The following is a 14,876-nucleotide window of genomic DNA, read 5'->3' as shown; positions in this document are numbered from 1 at the left end:
AAGCTTTAGGGTTTTTACCGATTTGCACTGCAACCAAGGCCGCCTCGCATCTCCCAACCCACAACCCACAACCCACAACCCACAACCCACAACCCACAACCAGAAGAGTCTTCCGATTGTCGCCAACCCCTGAGATCCCTCATCGATCAGCGAAGCCTTCGATTATGGCACGTCTTTCAAAGACCTGTCAAATCTTGGGGGATTTGGCGGCCGCGCCGCTTCACTCAGCCCCCCCAATGCACCGGCGGGCCGAAGCATCAAGGGGGCGAAGTATAGCTCGTCTTTACGTCGTCCGCGAGACGCTCGGCGAATTTCGCGCTAGATTGAGGCGGATGAGTACGACGTCCGCCGCCGCCAAGTTCACACCTGTTCATCCGCGCCAGTTCCTGAAGTACCTGTTCCATGTCGCGGTCGAGCAGGCGCAGCCGGGGAACGTGCTGTCGCGGTACCTGCCAAGCCCACCTGAACGCGGAAGAACGGTTGTGCTCGGCGCTGGCAAGGCAGCCGGCGCGATGGCCCAAGCCGTTGAAGCGGCTTGGCCGATTGACGCACCCTTGTCCGGCTTGGTGGTCACGCGATACGGGCATACACCCAAAAGGGACAAGTTGGGCCGCCAGCGCGTCCAAGTAGTCGAAGCCTCCCATCCAGTGCCAGACGACGCCGGACAATGCGCAGCGCGCGAGATGCTGGCCCTCGCGAACGAACTGACCGCAGACGACCTCGCACTCTGTCTCATTTCCGGAGGTGGTTCAGCCCTGCTCACGCTGCCTGCACCAGGGTTGACGCTGACAGACAAACAACACATCAATCGGCAGTTGTTGGCCAGCGGAGCCAGCATCCATGAAATGAACACGCTGCGGAAGCACTTGTCGCAGATCAAGGGAGGCCGTCTGGCGGCCGCTTGTGCGCCTGCCAGGGTAGTCACACTCGTTATCAGCGACGTGCCCGGAGACGACCTCTCGGTCATTGCCAGCGGCCCGACGGTACCCGACACCAGCACATGCGCAGAAGCACTCACAGTCGTCAAACGCTACGGACTGTCGCTGCCCACATCGGTCCGCAACGCGCTCGAGGCTGGTGTTTTGGAAACACCGAAGCCCCATGCGCCGATTTTCAGTGGCCAGAAAACTCACCTCATCGCCACGCCCCAACAGTCGATAGAAGCTGCCGCTCAGGCTGCACGCGCGGCGGGGCTGAAGGCCTACGTGCTCAGCGATGCGATCGAAGGCGAATCCTCGGACATCGGCCGTATGCACGGCGCGCTCGCGCGAGCCGCGGCGCACGGGCACGGGGCGTTTGAGCGACCGTGTGTTCTGTTAAGCGGCGGCGAGACCACCGTCACACTCACGCGGAGCGACCCAAGTCAGCCGCCGGGTCGCGGCGGTCGTGCCGGTGAGTTCTGCTTGGGACTGGCGCAGGCTTTACAAGGCCAACCCGGTGTCTGGGGCTTGGCCGCGGACACGGACGGCATCGATGGAATTGAGGACAACGCCGGCGCCTTGGTTACCCCTGACTCCGTCACCCGCGCAGCAGAAGCAGGCCGAATGCTGTCCGACCATCTGGCGCGCCACGACGCCTACAGCTATTTTGAGACGATCGGCGATCTGGTCGTGACCGGCCCAACGTACACCAACGTCAACGACTTTCGCGCCATTCTGATCCTTTGATCGAATGAGACCATGCGGTCGAACGGCACGTGCCATGCGGTTGACGTGCATCAATGTCATCAGGGCAATGGCGCGGCACAGTGTCCCCATGCTGCCCCTTAAGTCAAACCACTGGCAGGGCGACGTTTGCTCCCTGCCTCGCGGTGCGACGCTCATGCGTCGCGCCATGCCCATGGACTACGTTTACCACGTCGACAGCGGACGCGTGTCACTCCGCCTGAACGAAGGCGAAGGCACAACGCGACAGGTGGGTATGGTGGAAGGCCCGTGTTGGTTGAACGCCACCTGCGCGGTGCTGGGCGAGGCTCCGTTGGTCGATGCCATTGCAGACACCGAGTTGCGTGTCCAGCGCGTACCTTTGAGCGCCTTCGCGGCCGAGATGGCAGGCCTTCCAGCCACCGCAAGATCGGTGCTGTCGGGCGTCGCACTCGCGCATCGCCAGCAGACCGAACTGGCGGTCAGCCGCCTGGCCAAGGACGCCGAAGCGCGCTGTGCGGAATGGCTGCTGCGCCACGCCGAGCCAGTCCACGACACCCCTGGTGCGCTGTCCGTGTTTCTGCGAGAGCGCAAGCGCATGATTGCCGCCCAGCTCGGCATCGCGCCAGAAACCTTCTCACGCGTGCTGCGGCAATTGCGCGAGCGCAGCCTGATCAGCGGCTCGGGCCGCGTGCTCAACCTGGTGGACCCCGGCGGCCTGCGGGCGCTGGCCGGCGCCTGAGGCTTGCCCTCTTCTTGATGATGCGGCCCCATTGCCGCACCCGCCTCGTCTTCAGGCGTTGGCCGATTTTTCCAGTGCTGGCGCGGGGGCCGACTGGGGCCAGATCGCCCGGCGCGCGTTGACCGCCTCCGTCATGGCGTGCTCCAGGCGCATGCATTCCGCGTCGCCGAATGGCAAAGACAGGGCCATGAAACCCCGGCGTGCCATGTAGACGCTGCGGCTCAGCAATTCGAAGAACATCAGCGCCTTCACCCGGTCATCGGCCGCAGCCAGGTCGTCAGCGCTGCGCAGCGTGCCCGCCAACGGGTGCAGTTGCATGAGCGAGCCCAATCCGGAGAACTGCAGCGGCACGCCCTGGCGTTCGAACATGGCGTTCAGCTTGGCGCGCAAGGCATCGCCCCGGCGATTGAGCGCATCCAGGCGCTCCGCGGTCAATACGTGTTTCAGGCCAGCCAGACCGGCTGCCATGGTGAGCACGTTGTTGTTGAAAGTACCCGCATGCTGCCAGGCCTGCGGCCGACGCGGGTCGTAGCGAGACATCACGTCGGCGCGCCCACCGAAGGCGCCAAAGGTCAAGCCGCCGCCAAAGTACTTGCCGATGGTGGTCAGATCCGGCCGAATGCCCAGCAGTTGCTGGCGCCCGCCAAACGACAACCGGGAAGTCATCACCTCGTCAAAGATCAGCAACGCCCCCGTCTCGCTGGCCAGTGCGCGCAGGCCATGCAGAAACTGCGGATCACCCGGAATACAGCCCCCGGATCCGAGCATCGGCTCCACGAGGATGGCCGCCAGATCCTTGCGATGAGGTGAGACCTGTGCGTGCACGTCGTCCAGATCGTTGTAACGCGCCACGATCCATTCGTGCGGCACGTTGACCGGGCTGCCGCCCTGGCCGAAGGCCAGCACCCCTCCGTGGTAGCCGCCCTTGAAGACCAGCACCTTGCGCCGCTCGGTGCTGGCAGTGGCTGTGGCCAGGGCCATCAGGTTGGCCTCCGTTCCCGAATTGGTGAAGCGCAGCAACTCCATCGACGGAAAGCGCCGCTGCAACTCACGCGCCAGCAACCCTTCGCGTTCGGTGTGTGACGACAGACTCAGACCACTGTGCAGCGCTTCGCTGACGGCCGCCCGGATCGCCGGGTCCGAATGACCATACAGCCCGGCCGTGAATTCGCCCAGTGCATCCAGGTAGCGGTGACCATCGGCATCCCACAGATGGCACCCCTCGCCCCGCACCATGTAGGGCGGAAAGGGGTCGAAAAACAGCACGCTGCGTGTGTTGCCACCTGGCAGGACGCCCAGCGCCTGCTGGTGAATGCGCTCGCTGGCGGGGTGCGAACGGCGGTATTGTTCGATGGCCTGGTTCAGTGCCTGGTCAAGGTCGCTCATGGCCCCATTGTGCGGTCAACGCAGCCTAGAGGGTGAAACCGCCTGTGCGTTTACGCCCTGCACCGCCAGATCGGGAGCCATCACATCCCCCAGTATCTGGCTGACCGCCAGCAGACTGGCCCCTGCGGCGCTCTGAATACCGTAGCCGCCCTGCGCCGCCAGCCAGAAAAAGCGCGGAAGTTGGGCATCGAAGCCGATGACGATCTCGCCGTCGTGCACGAAGCTGCGCAAACCGGCCCAGGTGGCGGTGGGCCGATGAATGCGCAGCGTGGTCATCTCCTCGATGCGGTAGATGCCGGTGGCAATGTCCAACTCCTCAGGCTGCACGTCGTGCGGTGTGGTCGGATCGGCATTGGCAGGCGATCCCAGCAGTTGACCGGCGTCGGGTTTGAGGTACCAACTTTCATCGACATCGATGGCCATCGGCCAACCGGATGGATCCATGTGTTCCGGCGCACGAAAGGTAAAGGCACTGCGACGCAGCGGCTCGATGCCAATCGGCCGGGCGCCGGCGCGCTGCGCCAGCTCGTCCACCCAGGCGCCTGCCGCGTTGACCAGCGTCCGCGCCTGCAGCGTTTCGCCAGAAGCCAACTGTACGGTCCACACTGCGCCATCGTGTCGAGCAGACACCACCTCGGCCCCGACGCGCAGTTGGGCCCCCGCGGTCCGTGCACCGCGCAGGAAGCCCTGCAGCAGCGCGTTGACGTCCATGTCGTAGCCGTCTTCATCCAGCACGGCGCCGCCGATCTGCTCGGGCGCCAGTACGGGCAGCAGCGCGACCGCCTCGGCCCCGCTCAGGCGCCGCACGCGCGTGCCCCCCCCGGAAAGCGCTGCCCAGGTGGCCTCCAACTCGGTCGACTGTTCCGGACGTCCGACGATAAGCGCCGCGCGCGGTGACACCAGCACGTCGTCGGTAAACCCCGCCGGCGGCTGCAGGTAGAAGCTGCGGCCCGCGCGCGTCAGCGCCCGCACCTGCGGCGGGCCGTAGCTTTCCATGAACATGGCGGCCGAGCGGCCGGTGCTGTGCGCTCCTTGTTGAGATTCGCGCTCCAGCAAGGTGACAGCGTGGCCACGCTGCGCCAGGCGCCAGGCCAGGGAGGCTCCGGCCATGCCGGCGCCGACGATGAGGGTGTCGGTAGTATTCACCCCACCGATTCTGGCAGCGGCGAGCGACAGGCTCGTCAGGGGTATGCCCCATGAGGGCGTCGACGGCCAAAAACCAGCCGCTGCACCGTGCGCGCGCACCCCGTATAGTCAGCGCCCTCCCCCGCCGCACCGATCTCCCCGCCAAAACCCCATGAATCCGAACGCCGATCAGCTCTGGAAAGCGCCCCGCTGGGCCATGGCGGTGCTGCTCGCGGTGCTGGGCATGCTGGGGCCGTTCTCGATAGACACCTACATCCCGGCGTTCTCGGCCATCGCCCGTTCGCTGCAGGCCACGCCCGTGGAAATGCAGCAGACCCTGTCGGCCTACCTGTTCGGCTTCGCCTTCATGAACCTGTTTCATGGTGCGTTGTCCGACAGCTTCGGCCGCCGCCCGGTGATCATCGGCGGGCTGGTGCTGTTCACGCTGGCCTCGCTCGGCTGCGCGCTGTCGCAGACGGTGGGCCAGCTGATCTTCTTTCGCGCCTTGCAGGGCCTCTCCACCGGCGCGGGCGTGGTGGTGTCGCGCGCGGTGGTGCGCGACATGTTTCCGCCGGCCGACGCACAGCGGGTGATGAGCCAGATCACCATCTTCTTCGGCGTCGCGCCCGCGTTGGCGCCGGTGATCGGCGGCGTGCTGTCGGAAGCCCTGGGCTGGCACGCTGTGTTCTGGTTTCTGGTCGGCGTGGGCATCGTGCTGACCGGCATCAACCTGCGCTTTCTGCCCGAGACCCTGCACGTCGAGCAGCGCCAGCCGTTTCAGGTGGGCAACCTGATGCGCGGCTACGGCGAGTTGCTGTCCGACCCGCGCTTCTTGCTGCTGGCACTGGCTTCGGGCGTGCCTTTCAACGGCATGTTCCTGTACGTGCTGTCGGCGCCAGCGTTCCTGGGCGACATCCTGCACCTGCGGCCGACGCAGTTCTTCTGGTTCTTCATCATGACCATCAGCGGCATCATGATCGGCTCCTGGCAGTCGGGGCGCATGGCCGGCAAGGTGCGACCCAAGAACCAGATCATGCGCGGCTTTCGCATCATGCTGGCGGTGTCGCTGCTGAACATCGTCGCCAACCTGCTGTTCACCCCCAGCCCCTGGTGGTCGCTGTGGCCGATTGCCGTGTTCGCCTACGGCTGGGCGCTGATGGTGCCGGTGGTCACGCTGCTGGTGTTGGATCTGCACCCGGCGCGGCGCGGCATGGCCTCGTCGCTGCAGGCGGTGGTCGGCAGCACGGCCAACGGCATTGTGGCCGGCGTGGTCGCGCCGCTGGTCATGCATTCCGCCATCGGGCTGGCACTGACCTCCACCGCCTTCATGGCCGTGGGCCTGATCGCCTGGATCTGGCTGCACCAGCGCTGGCGCGACATCGGCTGACACCAGGCGGCCTGGGTGGTTGCCACGCCACACTCGCCGCCGTGCGTGGTTTTGAATAAAATTCGGCGTCAGCGCTACAACCATCAGCGCAGACAGCTATGGTTTCAGTAGCATCCACCTCGCCGCGGGGACGACCCCGTGCGCCGCCATCTGATCCGGGGACGACCCCACTGCACGTTCTGGAGTCTCCGCCATGTCCTGGATCATTCTCGTCATTGCCGGCCTGTTCGAAGTCGGCTGGGCCATCGGCCTGAAGTACACCGAAGGCTTTTCGCGCCTGTGGCCCACCGTCGGCACCGTGACGGCCATGGCCATCAGCGTCGGGCTGCTCGGCGTCGCCATGCGCGACCTGCCCGTCGGCACGGCCTACGCGGTGTGGACCGGCATCGGCGCCGTCGGCACCGTCATCTTGGGCATCGTGCTGATGGGCGACCCGGCCAACGCCGCGCGCCTGGTCTGCGTCGGCCTGATCCTGTGCGGCATCATCGGCTTGAAGCTGACCAGCTGACCTCTCGCCCGCGCGGCCCATCGCGCCTTGCCGACCGAAAGAAAAGCCTGCCGTGCGGATACGCCGGGCAGGCTTTTTTCAGCCTCACTTGCTACGTTTTTTCTAGCTGTCCGCGCAGGTGGTTGTAGCGCTGTAGCCCAAAATCCCTTGAAAACCGCGCAAACGCGCGGCCGTCTCGATCTCGGTCTCGCTCAGGGTTTGGTGCCGGCGCTCTTCTTGGCCATCAGACGTTGCCACACGTGCGGCGACACGAACTGCTGCACGTCGCCGCCCAGCAGCGCGATCTCGCGCACGAAGGTGCTGCTGACGAACTGGTAGCGGCCGCTGGGCGTCAGAAAGACCGACTCGACCTCGGGCGCCAGGTTGGCGTTCATGCCGGCCAGCTGGAATTCGTAGTCGAAATCGGTCACCGCACGCAGACCCCGCACCATGGCCTTGCCGCCCTTTTCCTGCACGAAATGGCTGATCAGCCCGTCGAACGGCTCGGCGCGCACGCCCGGCCACTGCTTGGCCGACTCCTGCACCATGGCCAGACGCTCGTCGAAGCTGAACAGCGTCTTCTTGTGGTGGGCGATGGCCACGGCGATGATGACTTCGTCAAACAGCTCGCGCGCGCGGCGAATGATGTCTTCGTGGCCCCGGGTGATGGGGTCGAAGGTGCCGGGGTAGACGGCGATCACATGGCGGCTCATCGGGCGGTGTCTCCTGTGACGCGCGCCGGCTGGGTGCGGCGCTTTGGCGCGGATTATGCCGATGGAAGAGGTGGTGGCGTGTGGGGACGTCTGCTTTGAGAGCGGGACCGGCTGGCGACCCAGAGTGGAATTGGGCGAGCAGCTATGGAGTTTGTAGTTTTTCGTTCGCTGCGCTCGTTGGGATCTGGCGCATGATCGACGTTCGGAGACCGGGATGTGCGCCCGGCGGCGCAGTTTCTTTCTTTGTCTCGCCAAAGAAAGAAACCAAAGAAAGGCGACCCCACGTCTGCGACCCCTGCGCTTCGCTCCGGGGCAAACCTGCGTCGCGCTTCTGCCGGGGTGGGCCGCAGAACTCACTTCGCGCTCTTTGAGCGCTCCGTTCAGACAGCTGCGGCCAGTCAGTTCACGAAGCGACTGCATCCTTCGGTGCAGCCGCCACCCCGCCAGAACCACGCCGCAGGCGCAGCCTCAAGGGGCGTTGAACAGCCGCACGGGCCATCGCTGCGCTCGGCCTTGGGTCCCTGGGGCCGAGCGCAGCGATGGCCCGAATGGTTTCCCCACCCCTGTGGACGTGCCGAGAAGCGCAGAGCGGGCGGTGGGCGCGGGCAGCGCAGCATGCCCGCGCTTCGTGCTCTGACTCGCTGCAGTTGTTTGAGCGGCGCTGCGCAGCAGCAAAGCGAGTTCTGCAGCGCCACCGCCCGATCGAGCATCGCAGGTTGCCCCGTAGCGAAGCGCAGGGGACACGGCCAGTGGGGTCGGCTTCTTTTGCCTTCTTTTCTTGCCGAGACAAGAAAAGAAGGTGCGCCGCCGGGCGCACATCCCGGCCTCCCAACGTCGATCAGCAGCACAGCTCAACACGCACGCAGCGCAAGCACTACAAAATCCATAGCTGTTAGCGCAGACTCCCCTAGGGCCGCAGTCCGATTCCCCATCCAACCACTTACTCACCCCTCGACCCGCCTCAACCAATGCGCGTGCACCGCACCCGCCTTCAAATGCCGCTTCACCGTTAACCCAAATTCCGCCAAATCCTCATCCACCCAAACCCGCGGCGCCTCCAGGTACACATGACCATCGGCCGCCACCGCCCGCGCCGCCGCGTGCAGGGCGGGCGCGAAGACGTCGCTGTCAAATGGCGGGTCCAGCAGCACCAGGTCGACGCTGCCCGGCGCTGCGTCTTTCAAGGCGGCCACACCATCACCGCGCTGCACGCGCACCATGGTCGCGCCCAGCAGACTGCGCACATCGTGCAGGCTCGCGACCAGCGCCGGGGCGCGCTCGACCATCAGCACCTCGGCCGCGCCGCGCGACGCGGCCTCGAAGCCCAGCGCGCCGCTGCCGGCGAACGCGTCCACGCAGCGCCAGCCGGCCAGGTCCTGCCCCAGCCAGTTGAACAGCGTCTCACGCACGCGGTCGGGCGTTGGCCGCAGGCCGGGTTGGTCGGCCACCGGCAGCAGGCGCCGGCGCCATTGCCCGCCGACGATGCGCACCTGGTGGCGCCCACCCGCAGACGGCTTGGTCGGAACAGCCGAAGAGGACCCGGGGGCTTTGCGCCGGGCAGCGGTAGAGGAACGAACCATGCCCTATTGTCGCGCGGCCTTCACGCCGAAAGCGCCCTGCCGACATCCGGGGCCAACCGCTTGCAATGCCCCGTACTGCCATCGGGTAACTGGTCTGCCTAGAATGGTTTCGGGGCCGCAGCGCCCTGCAATAACCATCAGGAGACAAACCGATGAAACCCACCCCTCGCACTTGGGCATTGGGCCGGCCTGCCGTGCTGGCCTCTGCCCTGGTCTTTGGTCTCGCTGCCTGCGGCGGCGGCGACGATGACGACGACGCCACGGCTTTGAATGCTGGCGCTGTGGCTTCGCCCGACCAGTTCGGCGCGCGCGCGGCAGAGCAGATCCTCCAAGCCGGCGGCAACGCCGTCGACGCGGGCGTGGCCACGGCCTTCGCCCTGGCTGTGAGCCTGCCCCCAGCTGGCAACATCGGCGGCGGCGGCTTTGCCACCATCTGGATGGACGGCAAGCCTTACTTTCTGGACTACCGCGAGATGGCGCCCGGCGCCGCCACGGCCACCATGTACCTGGACGCCAATGGCGAAATCGTGCCTGGCCTGAGCCTGAACGGCACGCTGGCCACGGGCGTACCCGGCTCGGTCATGGGCATGTGGGAAGCGCATAAGAAATTCGGCAAGCTGAGCTGGTCGCAGGTCATGGCGCCCGCCATCGCCTACGCGCGCAACGGCTTCACGGCCTACAGCACCGCGGCCGTCAGCACCAACCCCGTGCACGCCAACTTCAACGACTACTTTGGCGGCAAGATGACCAAGGGCGAGCTGTTCAAGCAGCCCGAGTTGGCGGACACGCTCCAGCGCATCAGCGACAAGGGCGCTGACGAGTTCTACAGCGGCCAGACCGCCGACATGCTGGTCGCCGAGATGGAGCGCACCAAGGGCCTGATCACCAAGGCCGACCTGAAGAACTACAAGGCCATCTGGCGCGACCCGGTGGCGATTCCGTGGAACGGCCACACCATCTACACCGCGCCGCCACCCAGCTCGGGCGGCTTCGGCATCGGCCAGTTGCTGAAGATGAAGCAGGTGCTGGGCGGCCAGTTCGCCAGTGCGCCGCTGAATTCGGCGCAGTACGTGCACCTGACGGCCGAGATGGAAAAGCGTGTCTTTGCCGACCGCGCGCAGTACCTGGGCGACCCGGACTACTTCAAGATCCCGATGACGGAGCTGCTGTCCGACGCCTACATCGCGCGCCGCGCGGCCGAGGTCAACCCCGGCACGCCGACGCCGCTGGCCGACGTCAAGCCGGGCCTGGGCCTGGACCCACTGCCGCCCAACACCACGGGTGAAAAGCCGGAGACGACGCACTTCTCGGTGGTCGACAAGTGGGGCAACGCCTTCGCCAACACCTACACGCTGAACGGCGGCTACGGCGCCAAAGTGGTGGTCAAGGGCGCGGGCTTCCTGCTCAACAACGAGATGGACGACTTCGCCGCCAAGCCGGGCGTGCCCAACCAGTTCGGCGTGGTTGGTGGTGACGTCAATGCCGTCGCCCCGGGCAAGCGCCCGCTGTCGTCGATGAGCCCGACCATCGCCGTGAAGGATGGCAAGCCCGCCCTGGTGCTGGGCACGCCGGGTGGCTCGCGCATCTTCACCGCGGTCTACCAGGTGCTGGTCGACGTGCTCGACTACAAGCTGCCGCTGGCACAGGCGCAGGCGCAAGGGCGCTTCCACCACCAGCTGCTGCCGGACAACGTCATCTACTACGAGGCGAGCCGTTTCGCCCCTGAAGTGGCCGACAACCTGACGGCGCGCGGCTGGAAGATGCAGGACGGCCTGGGCGGCGGCGGCGCCATCGAGGCGATCCAGGTCGTGGGCGACACGCCCATGCCCGTCTCCGACCCGCGCAACAGCAACGCCTTGTCGCTGACCATCCCGGCGAACGCCAAGGCCGCGGCGGCCAAGGCGAAAGAGCCGGCCGAGGCGCTGTAAGGCGCCAGCGGCGTCCCACGGGCCGGTGCAACGCCGGCTCCGCGCCCGGCCAACGCGCCGGGCGTGATCTGGATCAAGCCCGGCCCACGGCGATGGCCGCCCCGCGTGCCATCGCCGGCCATCGGCGCTACGCTTGGCGCATTGCCAATCCGCGAGGTTGCCGTGATGAGCCAACACCCCGACATCGACACACAGGCACCGCTGACCAATTTCTCGCAGTGCCACGCCGGCATCGTGCGCCACCTGGACAGCTTTGACGAACTGCCGGCGCTGCTGGTGCCCGCGCAGCGGGCGCGGAAAATCGCGGCCGACTTCCTGGGCTTCTTTCGCGAGGCCGCGTTCGACCACCACCAGGACGAGGAACGCGAGCTGTTCCCCGCCGTGCTGCGCAGCAGCGAACCGGGCCCCGAGCGGGCGCACGTGCAGCAGATGGTGGACGCATTGACGCACGAGCACCGCGAGATCGAGGCGCTGTGGAACCGCCTTGCGCCGCAGTTGAAGCGGCTGGCGCACGGCCAACCCGCCGACGTGGACGGCGCCGCCTGCTCCCTGCTGGTGCAGCGCTACCGCACGCACGCGCGCGTCGAAGAACAGGAATTCCTGCCGCTGGCCGAGCGCATCCTGCAGCGCGACGGCAACCACATGGCGGCGCTCGGTCTGTCGCTGCACATGCGCCACCAGGCGCCGCCGCTGGCACACGTCTGACGCAGAAAGGGCTGCGGCCACGGTGCGCTGCGGTCAGCGCACCACCCTCAATATGCTATTGATTAAATAGCTATCAGCGCAGATGGTTGTAGGGCCATAGGCTGTTTTTATCCAAAAACAACCGAAACGCGCTCAACGCCCGCCCAGCACCACGGTGACCATGCGATCGGGCTGCAGCACGCGGGCAAAAGCACGGCGCACGTCGTCGGTGGTGACGGCCGCGACCTTGTCGGTCCAGTGGTCCAGGTAATCCAGCGGCAGGTTGTTCCAGGCGATATTGGCGACGTTGTCCAGCAGCTTGCCATTGCCGTCCAGCCGCAGCGGGAAGCTGCCGATCAGGTTGTCCTTGGCGGCTTTCAGCTCGGCCTCGGTCGGGCCTTGGGCGACGAAGTCGGCGATGACCTGGCGCGTCAGCGCCAGCGCGTCATTGGCCTGGTCGGGCCGCGTCTGCAGGCCGGCCACGAAGGCACCGGCGTGCAGGCCGGGTGAAAAGCCGCTGGACACGCCGTAGGTCAGCCCGCGCTTTTCGCGCACCTGGTCCATCAGGCGCGAGGTGAAGCCGCCGCCGCCCAGGATGTGGTTGCCCACCAGCAGCGCGAAGAAGTCCGGGTCGGTGCGCTTGTAGCCGGGCTGGCCGATCAGCACCTGCGCCTGGGCCGACTGGAAGGGGATGCGCTCTTCCTTGGCCGCCGTGAGCGGCGCCACTTCGGGCACGGCGGGCAGCGGCGCACAAGCCGCGCCCTGCGGCAGCTGGCTGAGCAGTTCGGTCACCAGCTGGTCGGCCTGCGCGCGGTTGACGGCGCCGACCAGGCTGATCTTGGCGCGGCAAGGCAGGATGAAGTCGCGGTAGCGCGCCCGCATGTCGGCCACCGTGATGCGCTGCAGCGATTCGGGCGTGGTCTCGTAGCCGTACGGGTGGTTGCCGTACACCGCCTGGCTGAAGGCGCGCCCGGCGATGGTGCCGGGGCGCGTGCGCGATTCGCGGATGGCGGCGGTGAGGCGCTGGCGCTCGCGCTGCCAGATGGCGTCGGGGAAGGACGGCTCGCCCAGCTCGCGTGCGGCCAGGCGCACCGACTTGGCCAGCAAATCCGGCTCGGTCAGCGTGCGCAGGCGAAAGCTCATGCGGTCGGCGCCGGCGCTGCCGCCAAAGGATGCGCCCAGGTCCGCCCAAGCCTCGCCCAACTGGTTTTCGTCCAGCGCGGGCTGGCCGCCGCGCGCGGCCACGCCCATGCCGGCCATCAGCGCCGTCACATCGGCCAGACCGGCCTGCTTGGCCGGGTCGCGCCGGCTGCCGGCGTCAAAGTCCAGTTCGACATCGAGCATGGGAATCGCCGGGCTTTCAACCAGGTAGACCTGGGCGCCGCTGGGCTGCGTCCAGTGCTGGATGGGGATGGCGGCGTTGGCCGAGGACAAGCCAAATACGGCTCCAGCGCAAGTCAGTCCTGCGCAGGCAGCTATTGTTTTGAGAGTTTTCATGGAGTGGCTGGGGCGTGAGGAGCGGGCGCAGACGAAGGTAGTCAGGGCGGTCATCAGCGCATGTCTCCCGCCGGCATGGCCTGCTGCGGTCGCGCTGGCGCGGCCGGGTCGCGCGGCTGCGGCACCAGCGTGGCGACGGTGAGTTGGTCGTCGCCAAAGTACTTTTTCGCCACGGCCTGCACCTGCGCCGCGGTGACGCTGCGCAGGCGCTGGGTCAGGCGCGCGTCGGCGTCCAGCGGCAGGCCCTGCACCCACAAGCCACCCAGTTCCTGCGCCTGGCCCATGACCGAGTCGCGCTTGTAGACCTCGGACGCGACCCATTGCGTTTTGACGCGGGCCAGTTCGGCCTCGCTCACGCCGTCCTTGGCGACGCGCGCCACCTCGGCGCGCAGCGCGGCCTCCACCTGTTCGGGCTTCTTGCCCGCGGACGGCACGCCGGTCAGCATGAACAGCTGCGGGCCACGGCCAAAGAGGCCGTTGCTGGCGCTGGCGGAATCGGCCACGCGCTTGGGGCCTTGCGTCAGCGCGCGGTCGAGGCGGGCACCGCTGTAGCCGTCCAGCACGGCGGACAGCACGGTGAGCGCCAGCGCGTCGTCGTTGGTGGGTGACGGCTCCAGCGAATCCATCTGCGGCACTTTGAAGGCCAGCGCCACCACGGCCTGTTCGGCCGGCGCCTTGACCCACAGGCGGCGCACGCCCTTCTGCGCCGGCTCGGGCTGCGGCTTGCGCGGCGGCACGGCGCGCGCGGGCACGGCGCCGTAGGTCTTGCGCGCCAGGGCCAGCACGGCTTGCGGGTCGACGTCGCCGACCACCACCACGGCGGCGTTGGCGGGCGTGTACCAGTGTTGGTAGAAGTCGCGCGCGTCCTGCGCCTTCATGGCGTCCAGATCGCCCATCCAGCCGACCACGGGCTGACGGTAGGGCGAGGCGACGAAGGTGCCCGCCATCAGTTGCTCGGCCATCAGCGCGCGCGGGTTATCGTCGGTGCGCATGCGCCGCTCTTCCTTGATGACCTCGATCTCCTTGGCGAATTCGTCGTCGCTCCAGCGGTTGTGGGCAAAGCGGTTGGCCTCCAGCGCCATCACCTCGGGCAGGCGGTTGGCCGGCACCTGCTGGTAATAACCGGTGTAGTCGCGGTTGGTGAAGGCGTTTTCGCGCCCACCCAACTCGGCCACGCGGCGCGAGAACTCGCCCGGCGCCAGCGTGTCCGTGCCCTTGAACATCATGTGTTCCAGCACGTGGGCGACGCCGGTGGTGCCGTTGTGCTCGTCCACCGAGCCGACGCGCACCCACAGCATGTGCACGGCTGTCGGCGCGCGGCGGTCGGGCTTGACGATCAGCGTCAGGCCGTTGTCCAGGGTGAACTGCTGCACACCGGCCGCGGTGGCGGCGGGCTGGGCGGTCGCCGCCGCCGGCGCTGCCGCCGAGCCGCTCGGCGCGGGCGTGGCCGCGCAACCGGCCAAGGCGGCCACCAGAACGGCGGCGGCCAGCGGCACCGAAGCGCGACGGAAGACGGGGGGAGCAATGAGGGTCATATCGCGAAGCATGGGCGAATGGAGTCGGCCTGGCGGGTTAGCGTTCCCGCCTGACACGGGAAAGCGGGCCAACCAATGGGCGGGAATTGTCCACCGCCTAGGTGTAGTTTCTCAACACGTTGTTCCCGTCGAATGCGAGTCGCGTGATGGGAGGCAGGTGTTCGGTGGC

The 14,876-nt window shown here is 67.0% G+C and carries 12 protein-coding genes; 6 read left to right on the top strand and 6 right to left on the bottom strand.

The window, feature by feature from the left end; genetic code table 11:
• Nucleotides 1–332 precede the first annotated feature (332 nt).
• Both FVQ98_RS19115 and FVQ98_RS19110 read left to right on the top strand, forming a co-directional pair.
• Nucleotides 333–1,667 (top strand): glycerate kinase type-2 family protein, encoded by a 1,335-nt coding sequence (locus tag FVQ98_RS19115; protein WP_147915049.1) that lies wholly within the window; start codon nucleotides 333–335, stop codon nucleotides 1,665–1,667.
• Nucleotides 1,668–1,833: 166 nt separating this feature from the next.
• Nucleotides 1,834–2,385 (top strand): Crp/Fnr family transcriptional regulator, encoded by a 552-nt coding sequence (locus tag FVQ98_RS19110; RefSeq protein ID WP_255507865.1) that lies wholly within the window; start codon nucleotides 1,834–1,836, stop codon nucleotides 2,383–2,385.
• Nucleotides 2,386–2,436: 51 nt separating this feature from the next.
• On the opposite strand, the gene FVQ98_RS19105 is transcribed toward FVQ98_RS19110, so the two are convergent.
• Nucleotides 2,437–3,771, bottom strand: a complete 1,335-nt coding sequence (locus tag FVQ98_RS19105; RefSeq protein ID WP_147915047.1) for an aspartate aminotransferase family protein — start codon at nucleotides 3,769–3,771, stop codon at nucleotides 2,437–2,439.
• A gap of 15 nt (nucleotides 3,772–3,786) precedes the next feature.
• Complete coding sequence (locus FVQ98_RS19100; protein ID WP_147915046.1) at nucleotides 3,787–4,917, bottom strand: NAD(P)/FAD-dependent oxidoreductase; 1,131 nt, start codon at nucleotides 4,915–4,917, stop codon at nucleotides 3,787–3,789.
• Between the two features lie 151 nt (nucleotides 4,918–5,068).
• Here FVQ98_RS19100 and FVQ98_RS19095 point away from each other — a divergent pair, with 151 nt between their 5' ends.
• Complete coding sequence (locus FVQ98_RS19095; protein ID WP_147915045.1) at nucleotides 5,069–6,283, top strand: multidrug effflux MFS transporter; 1,215 nt, start codon at nucleotides 5,069–5,071, stop codon at nucleotides 6,281–6,283.
• A gap of 193 nt (nucleotides 6,284–6,476) precedes the next feature.
• On the top strand, nucleotides 6,477–6,791 hold the full coding sequence (sugE, locus tag FVQ98_RS19090; protein ID WP_147915044.1) for a quaternary ammonium compound efflux SMR transporter SugE: 315 nt from the start codon (nucleotides 6,477–6,479) through the stop codon (nucleotides 6,789–6,791).
• Between the two features lie 191 nt (nucleotides 6,792–6,982).
• Here sugE and coaD read toward each other — a convergent pair whose 3' ends face one another.
• Together coaD and rsmD are read right to left on the bottom strand one after the other, a co-directional pair.
• The gene (gene coaD, locus FVQ98_RS19085; protein WP_147915043.1) at nucleotides 6,983–7,483 is read right to left on the bottom strand and encodes a pantetheine-phosphate adenylyltransferase; all 501 of its coding nucleotides are present in this window, start codon (nucleotides 7,481–7,483) and stop codon (nucleotides 6,983–6,985) included.
• A 944-nt stretch (nucleotides 7,484–8,427) separates the two neighbouring features.
• Nucleotides 8,428–9,063 carry a 16S rRNA (guanine(966)-N(2))-methyltransferase RsmD gene (gene rsmD, locus FVQ98_RS19080; RefSeq protein WP_147915042.1) on the bottom strand — a complete coding sequence of 212 codons (636 nt, stop codon included), beginning with the start codon at nucleotides 9,061–9,063 and terminating at the stop codon, nucleotides 8,428–8,430.
• 152 nt (nucleotides 9,064–9,215) lie between these two features.
• Between rsmD and ggt the strand changes: the two genes are divergently transcribed.
• Nucleotides 9,216–10,991: a gamma-glutamyltransferase gene (gene ggt, locus FVQ98_RS19075; protein ID WP_147915041.1), complete on the top strand. Its 1,776-nt coding sequence runs from the start codon at nucleotides 9,216–9,218 to the stop codon at nucleotides 10,989–10,991.
• Between the two features lie 165 nt (nucleotides 10,992–11,156).
• The gene (locus FVQ98_RS19070) at nucleotides 11,157–11,696 is read left to right on the top strand and encodes a hemerythrin domain-containing protein (protein WP_147915040.1); all 540 of its coding nucleotides are present in this window, start codon (nucleotides 11,157–11,159) and stop codon (nucleotides 11,694–11,696) included.
• Nucleotides 11,697–11,828: 132 nt separating this feature from the next.
• Here FVQ98_RS19070 and FVQ98_RS19065 read toward each other — a convergent pair whose 3' ends face one another.
• Entirely contained in the window at nucleotides 11,829–13,172 is a 1,344-nt protein-coding gene (locus FVQ98_RS19065; RefSeq protein ID WP_147915039.1) for a M16 family metallopeptidase, read from the bottom strand.
• Nucleotides 13,173–13,225: 53 nt separating this feature from the next.
• Entirely contained in the window at nucleotides 13,226–14,707 is a 1,482-nt protein-coding gene (locus FVQ98_RS19060; RefSeq protein ID WP_147915038.1) for a M16 family metallopeptidase, read from the bottom strand.
• Nucleotides 14,708–14,876: the final 169 nt, after the last annotated feature.

This window comes from Ottowia flava (genome assembly GCF_008017535.1).
GTDB lineage: Bacteria > Pseudomonadota > Gammaproteobacteria > Burkholderiales > Burkholderiaceae_C > Ottowia > Ottowia flava.
The sequence above is the reverse complement of the archived record's forward strand: the minus strand, read 5'-3'. Positions and strand labels throughout refer to the sequence as shown.